Raw genomic sequence first — 15,159 nt, forward strand, 5'->3', positions numbered from 1 at the left:
AATTTATTAGATTTCTATAGATATATTAAATGAAAAATATTTTTTCATAATAATTGATTAAATCGAGTTGACTTTAAGTCTGATGGGCTGACATAATATTTAGGAAGAAAGATTTTATAGATAAGGTCTTTCAAGGAAAGGATAGCATGGAAAGCGACTCCTGATTAGCACACACTTGCTTAAAGTATAAAAAACTAATTTTTTATTTAACATTTGGATTTATGGAGGAAGACCAATGAGACTCACTTCGAAAGGACGCTACGCAGTTAGAGCAATGCTTGATCTAACTACAAACAGCAACGGTAACCCTGTTAGACTACAGGAAATTTCAGAAAGACAAAACATTTCACTACACTATCTTGAGCAGCTTTTTAGAAAGCTAAGAAATGGTCAAGCAGTTAAGTCTGTAAGAGGACCAGGTGGTGGTTATGTTCTTGCTCGTTCGATGGAAGAAATTACAATTAAAGATGTTCTTGAATGTGTTGGTGAAAACATCAACCCTGCTAAGGATATTCTTGGAACAGAAGCTGAACAAGCAAATACAGTAGAGTTCCACTTATCAAAGAATTATTTCCAAAACCTTGGTTTCATTATGAGCGAATACCTATCGACAACTTCTTTAGGTGACCTTATTAGAAAATCAGGTGAGGTTGAGTCTGAAGTAAGAGGTAACGAAGAGCGCACTAATGAGCAACCTTCACAAACAGTTGAAGCTCAAACTCAAAGCACATCTACAGAAAGTGCATTTAGCGAGTACGCTTCAGGAATCAGATCAGGCTTAGGTGAAATTAATCAATAATTGTCTTTATCTAGATTATAATGCTACGGCCCCCTTAGTGAAACCAGTTGAAGATTGGCTCACTAAGGGGGCCGCATGCTTTGGTAATCCGGCCTCTACCCATCAATTAGGTAGAAAGTCGAAATCTCTTATCAATGCAACAATTGATACAATTCAATCCACTTTTAATGCTAGGGAATACGATGTCTTCTTTCACTCAGGTGCAACAGAGGCCATTAATAGTGTTGTAAAAGGCTTTAGCTTCAATTCATTAAAAGCAAAGAGGCCATTTCATGTTCTATGCTTTGATAGCGATCATTCTAGTATGGTCAATCAAAGAGAGCACGTAGAAATATTAGGTGGTACGTTTCAAGTTTTAAATACTAAGGATGGTGACTTCAATAAAGAAGAAGTTATTAAGGCCTTAAAAGGACTTGAGGGTGATAAGCTTATTAATTTCACTTACGTAAATAATGAAAGCGGTGTTGTTTGGGATTTAAATGAAGTGTTGGAGATAAAGAATGAGACAGGTGCAACTGTCCATATTGATTGTGTTCAACTTGTTTCTAAGGTTAAAGATTGGCAAAAGCTTCCTTTAGGTCTTGATTACTATACATTTTCTGGCCACAAATTTGGTGCCATGAAAAGTGTTGGCTTTACCCTTATCTCGACAAAGTCTAATTGGACTCCACTTATACGTGGAGGCGGTCAACAGAAGGCCATGCGTTCGGGAACGGAGAATGCATTTGGTACAAATACTATTAAGCTAGCTCTTGAATACAATCTTGAAAAATTTGATTACGATAAAGTAAATAATGCCAAAGTCGAAATTGAAAAATGGTTATTAGAAAACTTCAAAAATGAGATTACGGTAATTGGTGCTAATGCTAAAGGCCGTAATGCCACGACAATCTTCTTTAGTATAGGTGAGCGAGATATTAATACCCTTATGATGGCACTTGATATGGCCGGTATCTGCGGATCAAGTGGCTCAGCATGTGCTTCTGGTATTATAAAGCCTTCTCGAGTGGCAAAAGCCTATGGATTAGATGATATTTCTTCGACTAATGTTCTACGATTATCTCTTTCTCCGTTCACAGAAAGCTCTAGTGAGATCATTCAAAAGCTAAATCCTGTTCTATCTAAATTTCTAAAATAATCTCCGCATGATGCGCCCCAATGTGCGCTTTGACATCAAGGATCTATTTTGAAATGAGTTCATTTTGACCTCAGGACGCATTATGCACCTCGATTAACTATTTGAATTTACTTGAGTGAATCAGTTCAAAAGTTGGCACGTGCATTGCTTTAATTAAAGTATCAATGGTTGGATGGCCTTGGTTCTTTAAAAAGAGTCCCACTTAACACTTCTACCGACCATGCTGAAAAACAAGAATTTGTTTTTTTCTCTTGCTCTAAAATCCTACCTTTTCTTTTAAAGTACAAGCCAAGGCCCCATTTTTATTTTGCACCAGAATCAATAAGAATATTTATACACTCTTCATTTCCATTTCTCTTGGCATAATCAAGTGCACTTTTATTGTGAGTATCTTTCATATTTAAATCGGCCCCCGCTTCAATTAGGGCCATAAGAATTTTAGGGTTACAATTTAAACTCTTATCCATTGCCATGGTAAACTTTCGATTATTAAAGATTATATTTGGATTTGCCCCTGCTTTTAATGCATGAATAACTTCTTCGTCATCCTCCATCGCTAGGCTTGCAATTAAGGCCTCATCAAAATTTTTATAATTGCTATGATTTTTTATATTAGTGCGCTCTAATTCTTTTCTACTCTCTCTTGAGATTTCAATAGGAACAGGAGACTCGAACGTTGTATTAGCGGCCTTTGTTCCGTTACGAGAAATATAAGTAGCAAGACCTATAAAAAATATGACAAGTGGAATGGTAAGTTTATTCAAGTAGCACTGCCTCTGATAATTTTAGTGGGAAGAATTGTTTTGGCCTTTTGTAGATAAGAGGTTTTGCTCCTCCAAATTCTTCAATTAAATATTCTGTCATAAGATCTTGAACAATTTTTGCATTATATTGTTCGCTTCCATTGGCCTTATATACATGATGAAAGAAGCCAAAGAATATATCTCCTGATTTCGTCTTTAGCTTACCTGCTAGAGACTTTGTATTCATTAGAGTTCCTGTCTTGGCCATTATTGATCCTAGGTTTCGACGTGCATTTAAGCGATTGGCCAATGTTCCTATATCAACTCCAGCAACTGGTAATATATCGCTAAGTCCTTTACCATAGTCTGTTAATTCTAACTCTAATTGTTCATATGCTTTAACTATAATTGCACAAGTTGCGTAATTATCAACACGCTCATCATTGATCTTTGAATCTAGGCCTGAGCCTGTGTAGAGTAGTGCATGGGGCTCTTGATCTTTAAATCCAATTCGTTTTTGGTAGTAGTCGTTTCCAAATGATTCTTCAGCTAAATTTTCTAGAAACCAGTCTCCATATGATCTTGCGCCAAAGCTTCGATAAGTTATATCTGCAAGCCAATTATGCGACACTGAGTTTTGATACTTAAGATAAGTCAGCAGTTTTGGAGCAGTTAGTGTGAAATTGTAATTATAATCAATCAAAGGAATTCTTGTACTGTAGAAAACTCTTTTAGTACTCATTTTGTAGTCAGAATATCTTGAAGAGATTCCAAGATCGTTTAGTATTTCAACCGGAGTATTTTTTAGAAATCTTCTTAGTCTCGATTGAATGTCCTTATTAGTATCTAAATTGAAATATTCTTCAAGTTGCTCAATATTATATTCTTTTGAATACCACGCTTCGCTCATACTCATGCGTGAGTATAGGGCAATTGCAAATATTGGAGTGTAGTTATCAAAACTTAAATTATCTAGTTCTGTTATTCCCAAAGCATTTAATCTGCCTATGAGATAGAAGATTTTATCTTCGTTAAACATGCCATCATCAGATCCAATAAGATGTATATTTCTTCCGTCGGAAATGACTTCTGTTTGATGCTCATAGTTTGGGCCTTGTGTTTTTAAGGCCATAAGACTTGTTAGAGGTTTTGAAGTGGATGCTAGCCTCGCTTTTAGATGGGCCGTTTTTCCGTATATTTCTCCATTGTAGAGATAGCAAAATCCATGCTCCTTGCTATCAAGGCCAAATTCTTTGGAGAGCTCTAACCATTTATTGGCAATCCCATTGTGGATATTAGCATTTATACTAATGGCAAAAAGGAAAATGGATATAAGTTTGAACGAATTCATGAAGGGGGATTCTAGGTAATTTGGTCTCTTCGGTCAAGAGCTGATGTCTTTATGCGTTATTAAGATTTTCTTAAAGTTGTGCTTTTAGAATTGGTAGAATCGATGCCAATCCATTTGTTATCATTTCAACAGACATGGCCAGGAGAAAGAGCCCCATGACACGTGTTGTTACATTAACACCAAGTTGGCCAACTTTTTCACTAATTGTATTCGCATTGATTAGAGCAATGTAGATACATAGAACGGCAAGAAATAGGATCGGAATACTTAAGGCCCAGTCAATTGGGGACGTCAGTTTTTGCGCGTAGATGATAGTCGTTGATATGGCCCCTGGTCCAGCAAGAAGTGGAATGGCCAAAGGTACTATTCCAATTTCACGAATTGAATCGTCATCCATTTCATCTTGCGTAAGCTTAGATTCAACGTCTTTTGCATTGATCATGGAAGTTGCCATGGAGAAAATAAGTATACCTCCTCCTACAGTAAAGGCCCCTATTGATATGCCAAAGAAGCTTAGAATTTTCTTTCCAATAAATAGAGAGATCACAAGAGTAACAAAGACGGCAATGGAACAAACTCGCACCATACTCTTTCTTTGAGTCTTTGAAAGATTCTTTGTCAGTCCCATAAACATTGGGAGTGCTCCAATTGGATTAACAACAGAGAGAAGGGCAACAAAGAATGAGATCATGTGAGCAGTTTTCATATCTAGATTATGACTGCTTTCAATAAATATTCAAGTTAGAATCTTTACGTATGTTATAATTTTATAAACTAATTTTGGGTGAGACGTGATTCTAGACTTTTTAACATTCAGAGGGCATGGAGCGCGAAAAGAGTTTCTGATATTTGGGCTTATCTTCCCAATAGTGATGACTCCAATTGTAATCTTCGGGCCTATTGCTGCTTTTCCTGGTGATAAAGGAGGGCTTTCTATGTCACCGTCTGGAGAGGTCTTGTTTGCTATTTTAATATGCTTTACTTTCTATATTCTAATCAGTTCATTTGTTAGAAGAACTAGAGATATATTCGGTAGATTCATGCCAGAGTATATATTGCTTGCTCATGGAACAATGATGATACCAATTATAGGACAACTTTTCTTGGCTGCATTTCTTGTTCTTTGTCCTGGTTTTATTTCAAGTGAATATACAAGAGTTGCTAAAAATAAGTATGTATTAAAATTCTTCTCCAATCGACTCGTTTCGATTACAGTTTCTTTGTTTGTTTTTCCAATCGCACCGGTTTTATTTTTTGTCGCTCAGTACTATTACAATTTAAGTAATCTGTAAAAAATAGGAAAATAGGTACGTCGATACTTTTCGACATTTCATAATGTTATGTGTTTAAATTTTGTTTTTTTATCATCTGGAAAGCTATTTCTATGTAACAAGAAGCATATTAGTAGGGTCCCTAATACAAAAGTCTAAAAAGAATAACTTTTATTAATATTAGATGCTTTAAAACTAAGCTCAATTGTTACTGTCTTGTGTATGTGATTGAAGTGTCGAAAAGTATCGACGTACCGGTTTGTGCTAATTTTAGCTGCGCTAAAATATCGCTTAAATTACGTGAGCTTTCCCATTGCTCCTGAGGCAACAAAGCCGGGCTTGAACCCGGCTTGTTGAATTAAGTATATTAGCTAAAGAATGGGGAGCTGTCGACGCGTCCAATAGTCTGCCTTTGGGTGGTGAATGTTGCGTAGGCTTTCCCATTGCTCCTGAGGCAACAAAGCCGGGCTTGAACCCGGCTTGTTGAATTAAGTATATTAGCTAAAGAATGGGGAGCTGTCGACGCGTCCAATAGTCTGCCTTTGGGCAGACAATGCCGCGTCTACTCATCAATTTTGTCCCAATCTAGATCATTTGAAATCGTTACACCGGAAATTGTTTTTTGAACATCCTTTTTAATAAAAGGGAAGTTGATTGCAGTCGGGTTAAAAGGCTCAAGAACTCCTTCTTCTAACACTTCATCAAAAGCGATAAAGATTGATTTTGGAGAAGCTTCAACTAAGTGTGAAAAGTAGAAGTCTTCAGGAAGCTCTGGAATATCAATTTTGATATCCTCTTCTTCACGCCCTTCTAAGATTGCTTCATTCATTGCCGCTTCTGCTTGTAGTGCCATGATTTGTTTAACTGGAGACTCTTCAGTCGTGTCACGAACAATAATTGATCCTTTGATATTTGCAGGATTTAGATTCTTCGTTAGGTTCCAGCTAGCAATATTGAAGAAGTCTAAATAGAAAGTAGACTTTCCATATTTGATCTTTCTTGGAATCTGTAATTGCTGTAAGAATTTACGTGTTGATTCATCTTTTGACTTACGAGCAAGCTTTTGCGCTAACTTCGCATCCTGAACTCGAATAATGTAAGCTCCGGCCTCTTTTGTCGATCTAAATAGCATATATTGGAATGCCACACTAAAGAGGGTATATAATTTATGTTGGGCCAAGTGTACTAATTGTGCATCGCTTTCAACTAGTGTTTTTACTGATTCGTACAGATCTTGTTTGCTTAACTGTGAAGACATACGTTTATTCCTTAATTTTAGTGTGAAAATTTTTTTAAGAACTACGTCATTTTTTGTCAACCGCTTTTATCAAAAATAAATACTTAAATATTCTTTGTTTTGGCCGTAAAAAAGCCTTATAACTCGTTGACTTGAATGGCTTTTTTCTCTAATATGCAACACTGATTATTTTGTATTTAAGGTATCTGTAAATTTGGACATCCATATTTATTTGGACTCTTTTAAAATATTAACAACCTCAAAACGGAGTTAAGAATGGTTAACAACAAATTGATGGCGAAAACGAGAAACATTGGTATCTCGGCTCACATCGACTCTGGTAAGACAACTCTTACAGAGCGTATCCTTTTCTATTGTGACATGATCCACAAAATCGAAGATGTTCGTGGTGGTGGTGCTGGTGCAACTATGGACCACATGGAACTTGAGAAGGAAAAAGGTATTACAATTACATCTGCTGCAACGACAGTTCACTGGAAAGGTATCGAAGGTAAAGGTACGACATTTGCTGATGGTATCGATAAAGATACTCGTGTAAATATCATTGATACTCCGGGTCACGTTGACTTCACAGTTGAGGTTGAAAGATCACTACGTGTTCTTGATGGTGCTATCCTTGTTCTTTGTTCTGTTTCTGGTGTTCAGTCACAGTCAATTACAGTTGATAGACAGATGAAAAGATATAACGTTCCTAGAATGGCTTTCTTAAACAAGATGGACCGTATGGGAGCGAATGCATTTAATGGTAGAGATGCTCTTAAAGAAAAACTAAACCACAATGCTGTACTTATGCAATGTCCAATCGGTGCAGAAGACGAATTCGTTGGTGCTGTAGACCTAATTACAAGAAAAGCATGGTACTACGACGGTGATAACGGTGAAAAAGTTAGAATCGAAGACTGTCCAGCTGATCTAGTGGATAAAGTAGAAGAGCTTAGATCTGAAATGGTTGACGCTGTTGCTGAATTTGATGATGACGTAATGGAAGCATACTTAGAAGGTAATGAGCCAACTGAAGAACAACTTCACCTATGTATCAAAAAAGGTGTTCAATCTCTTCAACTTACTCCAGTTTACATGGGGTCAGCTTTCAAGAACAAAGGTGTACAAGCACTTCTTGAAGCAGTTGCTAGATACCTTCCTTCACCACTTACTTGTGCTCTTCCAACAGCTGTTGATTCAGAAACTGAAGAAACTGTTACGATCACTCCAGATCCAGAACAAGATCTACTTGCGATGGCATTCAAGATCACTGATGAGCAATTCGGTCAGCTGACTTATACAAGAATCTATAGAGGTACACTAAATAAAGGTGATACTGTTTACAATACAAGAACAGGTAAGAAAGTTCGTATCGGACGTATGGTTCGTATGAACTCTAACGATAGAGAGAATATCGATTCAGCTCACGCTGGTGACATCATCGCTATCGTTGGTATCGACTGTGCATCAGGGGATACTTTCGTTGGTAACGACGATAATATGAACCTATCACTAGAAGGTATTCACGTTCCAATCCCAGTTATCGAGCTATCGATTTCTTGTAAGGATAAGAACGAGCAAGCTAAAATGTCTAAAGGTCTTGCTAAATTCCTTAAAGAAGACCCGACTTTCCACGTATACACTGATGAAGAATCAGGTGAAACACGTATCGCTGGTATGGGTGAGCTACACCTTGAGATCTACGTAGAGAGACTTAAGCGTGAGTTCGGTGCTAACGTTGAAGTTGGTGCTCCACAGGTTAACTACCGTGAAACAATCAGAACTGAAGCAGCTTTTGATTACACTCACAAGAAGCAAACTGGTGGTTCTGGTCAATTCGGTCAAGTTGTTGGTCTACTTAAGCCACTTGCTGAAGAAGATAAGGATAAAGAAGATCAGGTATTTAAGTTCAATAACGAAATTAAAGGTGGATCAATTCCTAATGAATTCATCGGTGCCTGTGAAAAAGGTTTCCAAGACGTTATGGACAAAGGTCCTCTTGCTGCATTCCCAGTTATTAACTGTGAAATCTACCTAAGAGACGGTAAGTCACACGACGTTGACTCTTCTGATATGGCATTCCGTATTGCTTCTAGACAAGCGATGAGACAAGCTATCAACAAAGCACAACCAGTTCTTCTAGAGCCAGTTATGAAAGTTGAAGTTACAACTCCAGATGAATTCCAAGGTTCTGTAATTGGTGACCTTTCTTCAAGAAGAGGGATGATCCAAGGTTCAGAAACTGATCCAGGTGGAGAAGTTATCATCAATGCTGAGGTACCACTTTCAGAAATGTTTGGTTACTCAAATGACCTAAGATCTATGTCTCAAGGTAAAGCATCATACACAATGGAATTTTCTCGTTACCTAGATTGTCCATCTAACATCCAAGAGGAAGTTATGAAGGCACGTAAAGAGAAACTTGCTAACGAAGATTAAGCCAATATCTTAATATTGATTTATATTCAAAACAGGCCCGCATTACTGCGGGCCTTGTTTTTTTCAGCGCAATGGGAAGCATCCGCAAAATTGGCCGCCCAAAGGCGGGCTATTGTTTGCGGTGCTAGGACCCTAGTCTTTAGCTAGTAGGTTTGTCGAGAGGTGTGCGTTTATGCACACCGGTTCGTCTCAAGGCCAATGGGAAGGCCATCGAATAATAGTAGCGACACTTTAGCTCTGCTAAAGTTAGCAAGTAAACTTATCTAAAATAACCGAATCACGTGATGTTTTCAGGAGCAATGGGAGAGTTATTGTAATTAATAACAATTTCTTTAATGACTTGAAATTGTTCTAACAAAATAGTATTAATTTTATCTCCCAATCCATCCCCAAGAAATTAAGTAACAAAACTCAGATGATGAGTTCATTAATAAGGGGTATCTATGAAAAAAATTATTTTATTCTTACTACTATTTATTCAATCAGTTCTAGCTTCAAGTGACATTCAATCCATGACTTATCACTATGAGACAATTCACACACAAGAAGAGGCAAATCTTTGTTATAGAAGAGGAGAGATTCTTGATAATAAATTAGAAGCAATGAATATTGATGGATTATTTGCTCACACTTCAGTTAATCGAAATTCGACAATGGCCGGAGGAAATCTGCACTTTTATACGACATGTGTAACTGTCATTTATTTAAATAGTTACTCATATATACTTGTGAACAAAGAATTTAAAAAGAAGCTTAAAGGTAAGTATTCGCAGGTTCGTAATGAGTGTATAAGAATTCGAAATGAGTTTGCTCAATCAATAGATAATATTATTGAAGTAAAATATAAGCTCAGCGGTGGTGGCCTTTTTGGATTATCTAAAAAGTATAAATGTAAAATAGATGCTCTTTACGTTGAGTAGGTAATTGCTAGGTGGCCGAATTTGTATTCTGTCACCACAAGGTCCTTCGTTTGCCTAATTATTGAACAGTGCCCATTGTGTAGACTACCTATCTAGTTATAAATCCGTTAAATTTCTGGCACTTAGATTGCAACTATAGAAGTGTGAAGAAACTTATCGCTACACTCATTCTTGCAAGCCTAAATGCTAGCGCCTTAGATATGACCTACATATTTGGTGGCATCACACCTCATATCCAGCGTCCAACAGGTGCTAATGCTAGGCCTCTGTGTAATGAGTTATCTCAAGGCAGCGGCGTTATTTATAATGAGCTCCATTCACTACGAATCAATTATGACTATGACTGGTCCACTGGACTACTTGTAGGTGAGAATTCGTATTGTGAACCTATTTGGGGAGTGACACAAAGTTATAATCTCTATCGCAATCGTTATCTTGAATTTAATGCTACTGTCGGTTTCTATCACTTTGATGAAGATGGTTTTGATTTTAGTGAAGGTGCCTATTTTTCAAGAATTGGCTCGTTCTACTTTGTTCCTATTGCAGGAGTAGAGGCCAATATAAGTCTTTACAAGTCGAAGGACTTTCAAATATCCTTCATGAATCTCATTACACCTGTAATTACCAATCACGCAATCGGTGTAACTTTCAATTATTAGATATTTACATTATGGAGACAGAGATTTTGTTTACAAAACTCGCGTTTTGGTATAAGCTTCAACTTATACTTAAGATAAGGTTAAATTATGCTTGAAACTAGTCAATTACAAACTTTAGTGGCCGTAGCTCGTGCTGAAAGCTTTTCTCGCGCAGCAGAGGACTTGAATGTAACGCAATCAGCAATTTCTCAATCTGTTAAGAATTTAGAGAATAAAATTGGTGTGAAGGCCTTTAAAAGAACAGGAAAGAAAGTCGTTCTTACTCAAGAAGGGGAGAGACTCTATGAGCTTGCTCAAAACTTTCTGGGTGAAATGGATGAGGCCTTAACTGAAATTAAAGATAACAAAGACGAAATGAAAGGACGTATTCGCATTGGTACCTTAACAGGTGTTGGTAAGTCTTGGCTTGCTCAAGAATTACTGAACTTTGCACTTAAAGAAGATGGACTTTCAATTCATATTTCTCTTGGGTTCCAAGAAGACTTAATTAGAAGTTTTGAAGAAAATAAGATCGACTTCCTAGTTCTTCCTGAAGGGGCCGTACCGAAGTCTGGTGAAAAACTTCTTCTAAGTGAAGAGGCCGTAACTCTAGTTTTTCCAAAGGGAAATCCTTTTAATATTACAAAGAACACGTCACTAGAAGAGCTTACTAGAATGCCTACTGTCTTATTTGAACAAGGTGATAAGCTCTATCAAAATTGGTGTCTTGCTAAGTATGGAAAAAAACCTAAGAAAGTAAATACTCGTTTTTCTGTTAACTCACATGGAAATATGCTCCAGGCCGTAAAAAATGGACTAGGAGTTGCTGTGGTTCCAAATCATGTTCTAAAGCGTTGGCATTATAAAGATGATATCGAAACATTGGGGAAGGCCTTTGAAGTGTCCCATGACCGTTTCTATATTGTATATCACAAGGATGCTACGGACCTTGTTAGAATCAGAAAGACAATAGAGATGCTAACAAAAGAACAGAATCCATTTCTTTAATCATGAAAGAATTTGATGTTAATAATATTCCAGCATCAATAAGAGAATTCATTAAAGAGAATTATCGCAAAGGTTTTCGCTTCTGCTTAGTAGGTGGTTTTGTTAGAGACTGGGCCATTGGTAAGGAGAGTCTCGATTTTGATTTTGAAATAAGACATATTAATAATATGCAAGGTGAGGAGTGGATTGATTTCTTGAAATCTAGCTTTCCTTCGGCCGAGTATATCGGCATGGGTGTCATTAGAATAAAACTTCCTGAATATGAAATTGAATTGTCTTCACCTCGAACTGAAGAGTTTGATGGTGGACTATCTCATAAGAATTTTACACCTCATTTTGATTCAACACTAAGTTATCTTGAATCTTTTAAAAGACGTGACCTTCGTATTAATGCTATTGGACTAGAGTTTAATTTAGGAGAGGAATTAAGCGCAACGATCGTGGATCCGTATAATGGCCTTGATGAAATTTCAAATAAGGTATGTTCACATATAAATGATGATTTCTTTAAAGATCCAGTAAGGCTTCTTCGTGCAATTCGTTTCAGTGTAAACACTGGTTTTAAATTACAATTAAGTGATTCATATAAACGCTTTAATCTATCAAAACTTACGCAATATTATTTTGAGTATGAGATAAGAAAGTGTAAGTCATCAGCGACTTTTGTCGATAATCTCGTCAAAATTGTTTTTACTTACAATATCGCTCTTGTTAGTGAGCTTGTGCCAATTAAAGACTTTAAAAATCAATCGTTGCTATCAGAGACAAACTCTTATGAAGAGGTTCTGCTTTTTGACTTAGGCTTAGTAGAAGAAGGGCCATTTAAATTTCTTTCTATGAAAAGGTCTCGTTATGCAAATCTCTGCCGCTTAAAGAAGGCCATCTTAGATAAGGATGCTCTTGAATTCTTAGAGGCCCTATCTAAAATTAAAGTGGATGATCGTTTTAAGTATTATGACTTAAAAGTTGAACTAGATAAGAGCTTAGATTCTGCCAGGTCAAAAGATGAACGAATTAGTACATTTAAGAGCTATTCGTCTAAGGCTTCGGCACTTTTTGCCTAAATAAGATACCACTAGATTTTCAATCTTAATATATGAGATAATAGAAGAAGGAAAATACTTCGGTGGGGGTAATATGGTTGACATTCATTCAATTATTGCAACTCATAAGAATCGAGATGTAAATGAGACGAAGCTTGATGCGAATTCGTTTCCTGTTCCTACGTTTTCTGATATTCCAGAAGTTTTCTTTGACGATATTCTTGTAAATTACCGTTTATCACGAGTTGAGATTGTGATCCTCATGTACCTGTACCGCAAGGTTTGGTCAAAGACTAATCCATATCGTCTTCATGGTATCTCACAACTTATGTCTATGTCTGAAGTTGTTGAAAAGCTAAATATTTCACTTGATGAAATTCACCAGTCAATATTGAAGCTGGAAAATTTTGGCTTTATCTCAACAATTCGTGTTGGCCAATACTTTGTTCGTAGGTTCTTTACTAAGGAATTTGACGAGTATTATGGTCAGGATTATGACGACTTTGAAGTGTAGGTAATTTAACTTTCAACAATTTCAAATATTTAACATAGATAAATGAATTTATGCTAAAATAGACTAAATAAGTCTTTGTTGGAGTTATAAATGTCTAAAAAAATCGCTTACTTTGGCCATGATTTAGGTTACTGGGATGACCTAAAGAAGCGATTTATCAATACTTACCACAAAGAGCAATTTGATTTTATCGATCTAAAAGTCGATGAAAGTAATGTTAATCACTCAATTTATGAACTTTTCAAATTTGCTCCAAATGTCGTCTATATTGATATCAAAGAAAATGACAAGGCAAGTATAGATCTTGCTAGGCTCTTAAAAAAAATCAATTTCTTTTCAATGGTTCCAGTTGTTGCTCTCGTAACTAATGTTAAAGAAGTTATGAATCTCATATCAGATCATCTTGATTTTGTATTTGTTAAAGGTGTTGAAACTCACGATATTGTGTATCACCCTTTTATGTTTAAGTTTCCAGAAATAGCAGAGTCTGAAGAGTTTGCCATGGGTGCCTTGGAAAAGCCTGCTCCAATTAAATTGAAAGAAATTGCTCGAGTTGGCTATTATGGCCTTAGTTCAATGCACGTTGAAACGGCAAATAAGATTGAATCAGGAAAGCTCATCGAAGTGGAACATCATCTACCTTCAGATCATATGGCAACGAAGTATTTTACTGTTTTAAAATCTGGTAGTGAAGATATCTACTATGGTTCTAGATACTGGCTTGATCTAGAGTATTTATATGTCGATCCAGCAAAGAAAGAAGATGGAAGCTTCAGCTTAAATGTCGAAGACCTCAGTGAGGATGAGCTCAATAAGAAATTAAAACTTGGTAAGAGCCTAAAGAAATGGGTAAATGAAAATGCCTCTTATGGATCAAGAAAAAGAACCAAGCTTCTTATGGTTGATCCTGATATGAGTTATTTTGAAGACAATAAGAAGCATCCAGATACTTATGATTTTGTATTTAGAATAAATGAAAAGTTTGATTCTGAATTTAAAAATATAACGCGTATAATGCCTGATATTATCGTTTACTCTTTTCCAACGTTTAATGAAGATACATTTGTCGATACAGAAGATGAAGACGATAAAAAGAAAAATAGTAACCCTCTTAGTTTAGACGAGCCTGGTAAGACTGTTGATGTCGAAGGTCTTTCTGAGTCCGCTAAAAAGCTTGAGGCTTTCCAGAGAAGGCAAGATGCTATCTTTTCAGAATTAATTACAAGATTAAAAAGCTTTGGTGCCGATGCTCCTTACTTAATTATTTTAAATTGTACAAAGTATACATCTAAATCATTTCAAGATAAGTACTCATATCAATATGCTCTAGTAAACCCGAATAAAATTGGTATGAACGTCTTGGCGCAAATGATTCATCAATTAGAAGAGAAAAGACTTCAAAAAGAAGAGCAAGATATTAATGCTAAAATTGCGGCATTAAGAAAGAAAGATCCTATGAAGTATGCAAAAGTTAATAAGACATACTTTGATCCACCAAAATACTTTGTTAGTAAAAAAGATGAAATGAGCCATGCGCTTATTATTCGTGATGCGAGCCTGGTAGAGATATCAGAATCCACTTGTTTTTTTACTACTAAAGAAGAAATTGGATATGGAAATTATTATTTAACTCATCCTTTTAACTTCGCCGTTAAGATTGTCCCTCAAGAAGGAAAACTGAGCGTTAAAGAAGGTGATACCTATAAGTATCATGGGTTAATTCATGCAATTGGTGAAAAAGAAAAAATGCGTCTTCGTCAATTTGTAAATGATGTTTATACTCAACACAAAAAAGACGAAAGAGAAAAAGAAGCTCAAGAGCAACAAGAGGCAAATAAGCGATTTATTGAAGAAAAAGAGAAGGCCCGCTTAGAAGCTGAGGCGGCAGCATCTGCCGATAGCGAATCAGATGGGGAGAAATCATCTGCTCAAGAAACAAAAGAAAAAGAGCTAACAGAAGATGAAAAACTTATGCAAAGCCTTGAAGATACTGCCAGTAAAAAATAAAACCTTCCTTATTACTATACTAATTTAGAAACATTCTCTTCTTTTCTT

14 protein-coding genes are annotated in these 15,159 nt (G+C 36.3%); 10 read left to right on the forward strand and 4 right to left on the reverse strand.

Features of this window, described 5'->3' with window-relative positions:
* Positions 1-235: 235 nt before the first annotated feature.
* The gene (locus VCM44_RS07730) at positions 236-799 is read left to right on the forward strand and encodes an Rrf2 family transcriptional regulator (RefSeq protein WP_115362987.1); all 564 of its coding nucleotides are present in this window, start codon (positions 236-238) and stop codon (positions 797-799) included.
* Positions 783-1,937, forward strand: a complete 1,155-nt coding sequence (locus tag VCM44_RS07735) for a cysteine desulfurase family protein (RefSeq protein ID WP_334678459.1) — start codon at positions 783-785, stop codon at positions 1,935-1,937. The genes VCM44_RS07730 and VCM44_RS07735 overlap by 17 nt, the downstream gene beginning before the upstream one ends.
* 302 nt (positions 1,938-2,239) lie before the next feature.
* On the opposite strand, the gene VCM44_RS07740 is transcribed toward VCM44_RS07735, so the two are convergent.
* The 3 genes from VCM44_RS07740 to VCM44_RS07750 form a co-directional block, all read right to left on the reverse strand.
* The gene (locus VCM44_RS07740) at positions 2,240-2,701 is read right to left on the reverse strand and encodes an ankyrin repeat domain-containing protein (RefSeq protein WP_115362983.1); all 462 of its coding nucleotides are present in this window, start codon (positions 2,699-2,701) and stop codon (positions 2,240-2,242) included.
* On the reverse strand, positions 2,694-4,031 hold the full coding sequence (locus VCM44_RS07745) for a D-alanyl-D-alanine carboxypeptidase (RefSeq protein WP_334678460.1): 1,338 nt from the start codon (positions 4,029-4,031) through the stop codon (positions 2,694-2,696). The genes VCM44_RS07740 and VCM44_RS07745 overlap by 8 nt, the downstream gene beginning before the upstream one ends.
* A gap of 70 nt (positions 4,032-4,101) precedes the next feature.
* Positions 4,102-4,737 carry a MarC family protein gene (locus tag VCM44_RS07750; protein ID WP_115362979.1) on the reverse strand — a complete coding sequence of 212 codons (636 nt, stop codon included), beginning with the start codon at positions 4,735-4,737 and terminating at the stop codon, positions 4,102-4,104.
* 85 nt (positions 4,738-4,822) lie between these two features.
* On the opposite strand from VCM44_RS07750, the gene VCM44_RS07755 reads away from it, so the two are divergent.
* Positions 4,823-5,323 carry a DUF805 domain-containing protein gene (locus VCM44_RS07755; RefSeq protein WP_120404903.1) on the forward strand — a complete coding sequence of 167 codons (501 nt, stop codon included), beginning with the start codon at positions 4,823-4,825 and terminating at the stop codon, positions 5,321-5,323.
* A gap of 541 nt (positions 5,324-5,864) precedes the next feature.
* On the opposite strand, the gene VCM44_RS07760 is transcribed toward VCM44_RS07755, so the two are convergent.
* Positions 5,865-6,560 carry a hypothetical protein gene (locus VCM44_RS07760; protein ID WP_120404902.1) on the reverse strand — a complete coding sequence of 232 codons (696 nt, stop codon included), beginning with the start codon at positions 6,558-6,560 and terminating at the stop codon, positions 5,865-5,867.
* A gap of 255 nt (positions 6,561-6,815) precedes the next feature.
* Between VCM44_RS07760 and fusA the strand changes: the two genes are divergently transcribed.
* From fusA to VCM44_RS07795, 7 genes are all read left to right on the forward strand, one after another.
* Entirely contained in the window at positions 6,816-8,981 is a 2,166-nt protein-coding gene (gene fusA / locus VCM44_RS07765; RefSeq protein ID WP_334678461.1) for an elongation factor G, read from the forward strand.
* Positions 8,982-9,424: 443 nt separating this feature from the next.
* Complete coding sequence (locus VCM44_RS07770) at positions 9,425-9,901, forward strand: hypothetical protein (protein ID WP_334678462.1); 477 nt, start codon at positions 9,425-9,427, stop codon at positions 9,899-9,901.
* Positions 9,902-10,044: 143 nt separating this feature from the next.
* A complete protein-coding gene (locus VCM44_RS07775) occupies positions 10,045-10,560 on the forward strand; it encodes a hypothetical protein (RefSeq protein WP_334678463.1) in 516 nt (171 codons plus the stop codon).
* 87 nt (positions 10,561-10,647) lie between these two features.
* On the forward strand, positions 10,648-11,547 hold the full coding sequence (locus tag VCM44_RS07780) for a LysR family transcriptional regulator (protein WP_115362969.1): 900 nt from the start codon (positions 10,648-10,650) through the stop codon (positions 11,545-11,547).
* 2 nt (positions 11,548-11,549) lie between these two features.
* The gene (locus VCM44_RS07785; protein ID WP_334678464.1) at positions 11,550-12,611 is read left to right on the forward strand and encodes a hypothetical protein; all 1,062 of its coding nucleotides are present in this window, start codon (positions 11,550-11,552) and stop codon (positions 12,609-12,611) included.
* Between the two features lie 73 nt (positions 12,612-12,684).
* Positions 12,685-13,104 carry a hypothetical protein gene (locus VCM44_RS07790; RefSeq protein ID WP_115362965.1) on the forward strand — a complete coding sequence of 140 codons (420 nt, stop codon included), beginning with the start codon at positions 12,685-12,687 and terminating at the stop codon, positions 13,102-13,104.
* A 90-nt stretch (positions 13,105-13,194) separates the two neighbouring features.
* Positions 13,195-15,111 (forward strand): hypothetical protein, encoded by a 1,917-nt coding sequence (locus VCM44_RS07795; RefSeq protein ID WP_334678465.1) that lies wholly within the window; start codon positions 13,195-13,197, stop codon positions 15,109-15,111.
* The last annotated feature ends 48 nt before the right edge of the window (positions 15,112-15,159 follow it).

The organism is Halobacteriovorax sp. DPLXC-1 (assembly GCF_036903125.1).
GTDB classification, from domain to species: domain Bacteria; phylum Bdellovibrionota; class Bacteriovoracia; order Bacteriovoracales; family Bacteriovoracaceae; genus Halobacteriovorax_A; species Halobacteriovorax_A vibrionivorans.

Excerpts from the sequence above, each read along its gene's own strand:
- VCM44_RS07770 (WP_334678462.1), top strand. The coding sequence starts at position 9,425 with ATGAAAAAAATTATTTTATTCTTACTACTATTTATTCAATCAGTTCTA.
- fusA (WP_334678461.1), top strand. The coding sequence starts at position 6,816 with ATGGTTAACAACAAATTGATGGCGAAAACGAGAAACATTGGTATCTCG.
- VCM44_RS07750 (WP_115362979.1), bottom strand. The coding sequence starts at position 4,737 with ATGAAAACTGCTCACATGATCTCATTCTTTGTTGCCCTTCTCTCTGTT.
- VCM44_RS07730 (WP_115362987.1), top strand. The coding sequence starts at position 236 with ATGAGACTCACTTCGAAAGGACGCTACGCAGTTAGAGCAATGCTTGAT.
- VCM44_RS07790 (WP_115362965.1), top strand. The coding sequence starts at position 12,685 with ATGGTTGACATTCATTCAATTATTGCAACTCATAAGAATCGAGATGTA.
- VCM44_RS07760 (WP_120404902.1), bottom strand. The coding sequence starts at position 6,560 with ATGTCTTCACAGTTAAGCAAACAAGATCTGTACGAATCAGTAAAAACA.
- VCM44_RS07795 (WP_334678465.1), top strand. The coding sequence starts at position 13,195 with ATGTCTAAAAAAATCGCTTACTTTGGCCATGATTTAGGTTACTGGGAT.
- VCM44_RS07785 (WP_334678464.1), top strand. The coding sequence starts at position 11,550 with ATGAAAGAATTTGATGTTAATAATATTCCAGCATCAATAAGAGAATTC.
- VCM44_RS07780 (WP_115362969.1), top strand. The coding sequence starts at position 10,648 with ATGCTTGAAACTAGTCAATTACAAACTTTAGTGGCCGTAGCTCGTGCT.
- VCM44_RS07745 (WP_334678460.1), bottom strand. The coding sequence starts at position 4,031 with ATGAATTCGTTCAAACTTATATCCATTTTCCTTTTTGCCATTAGTATA.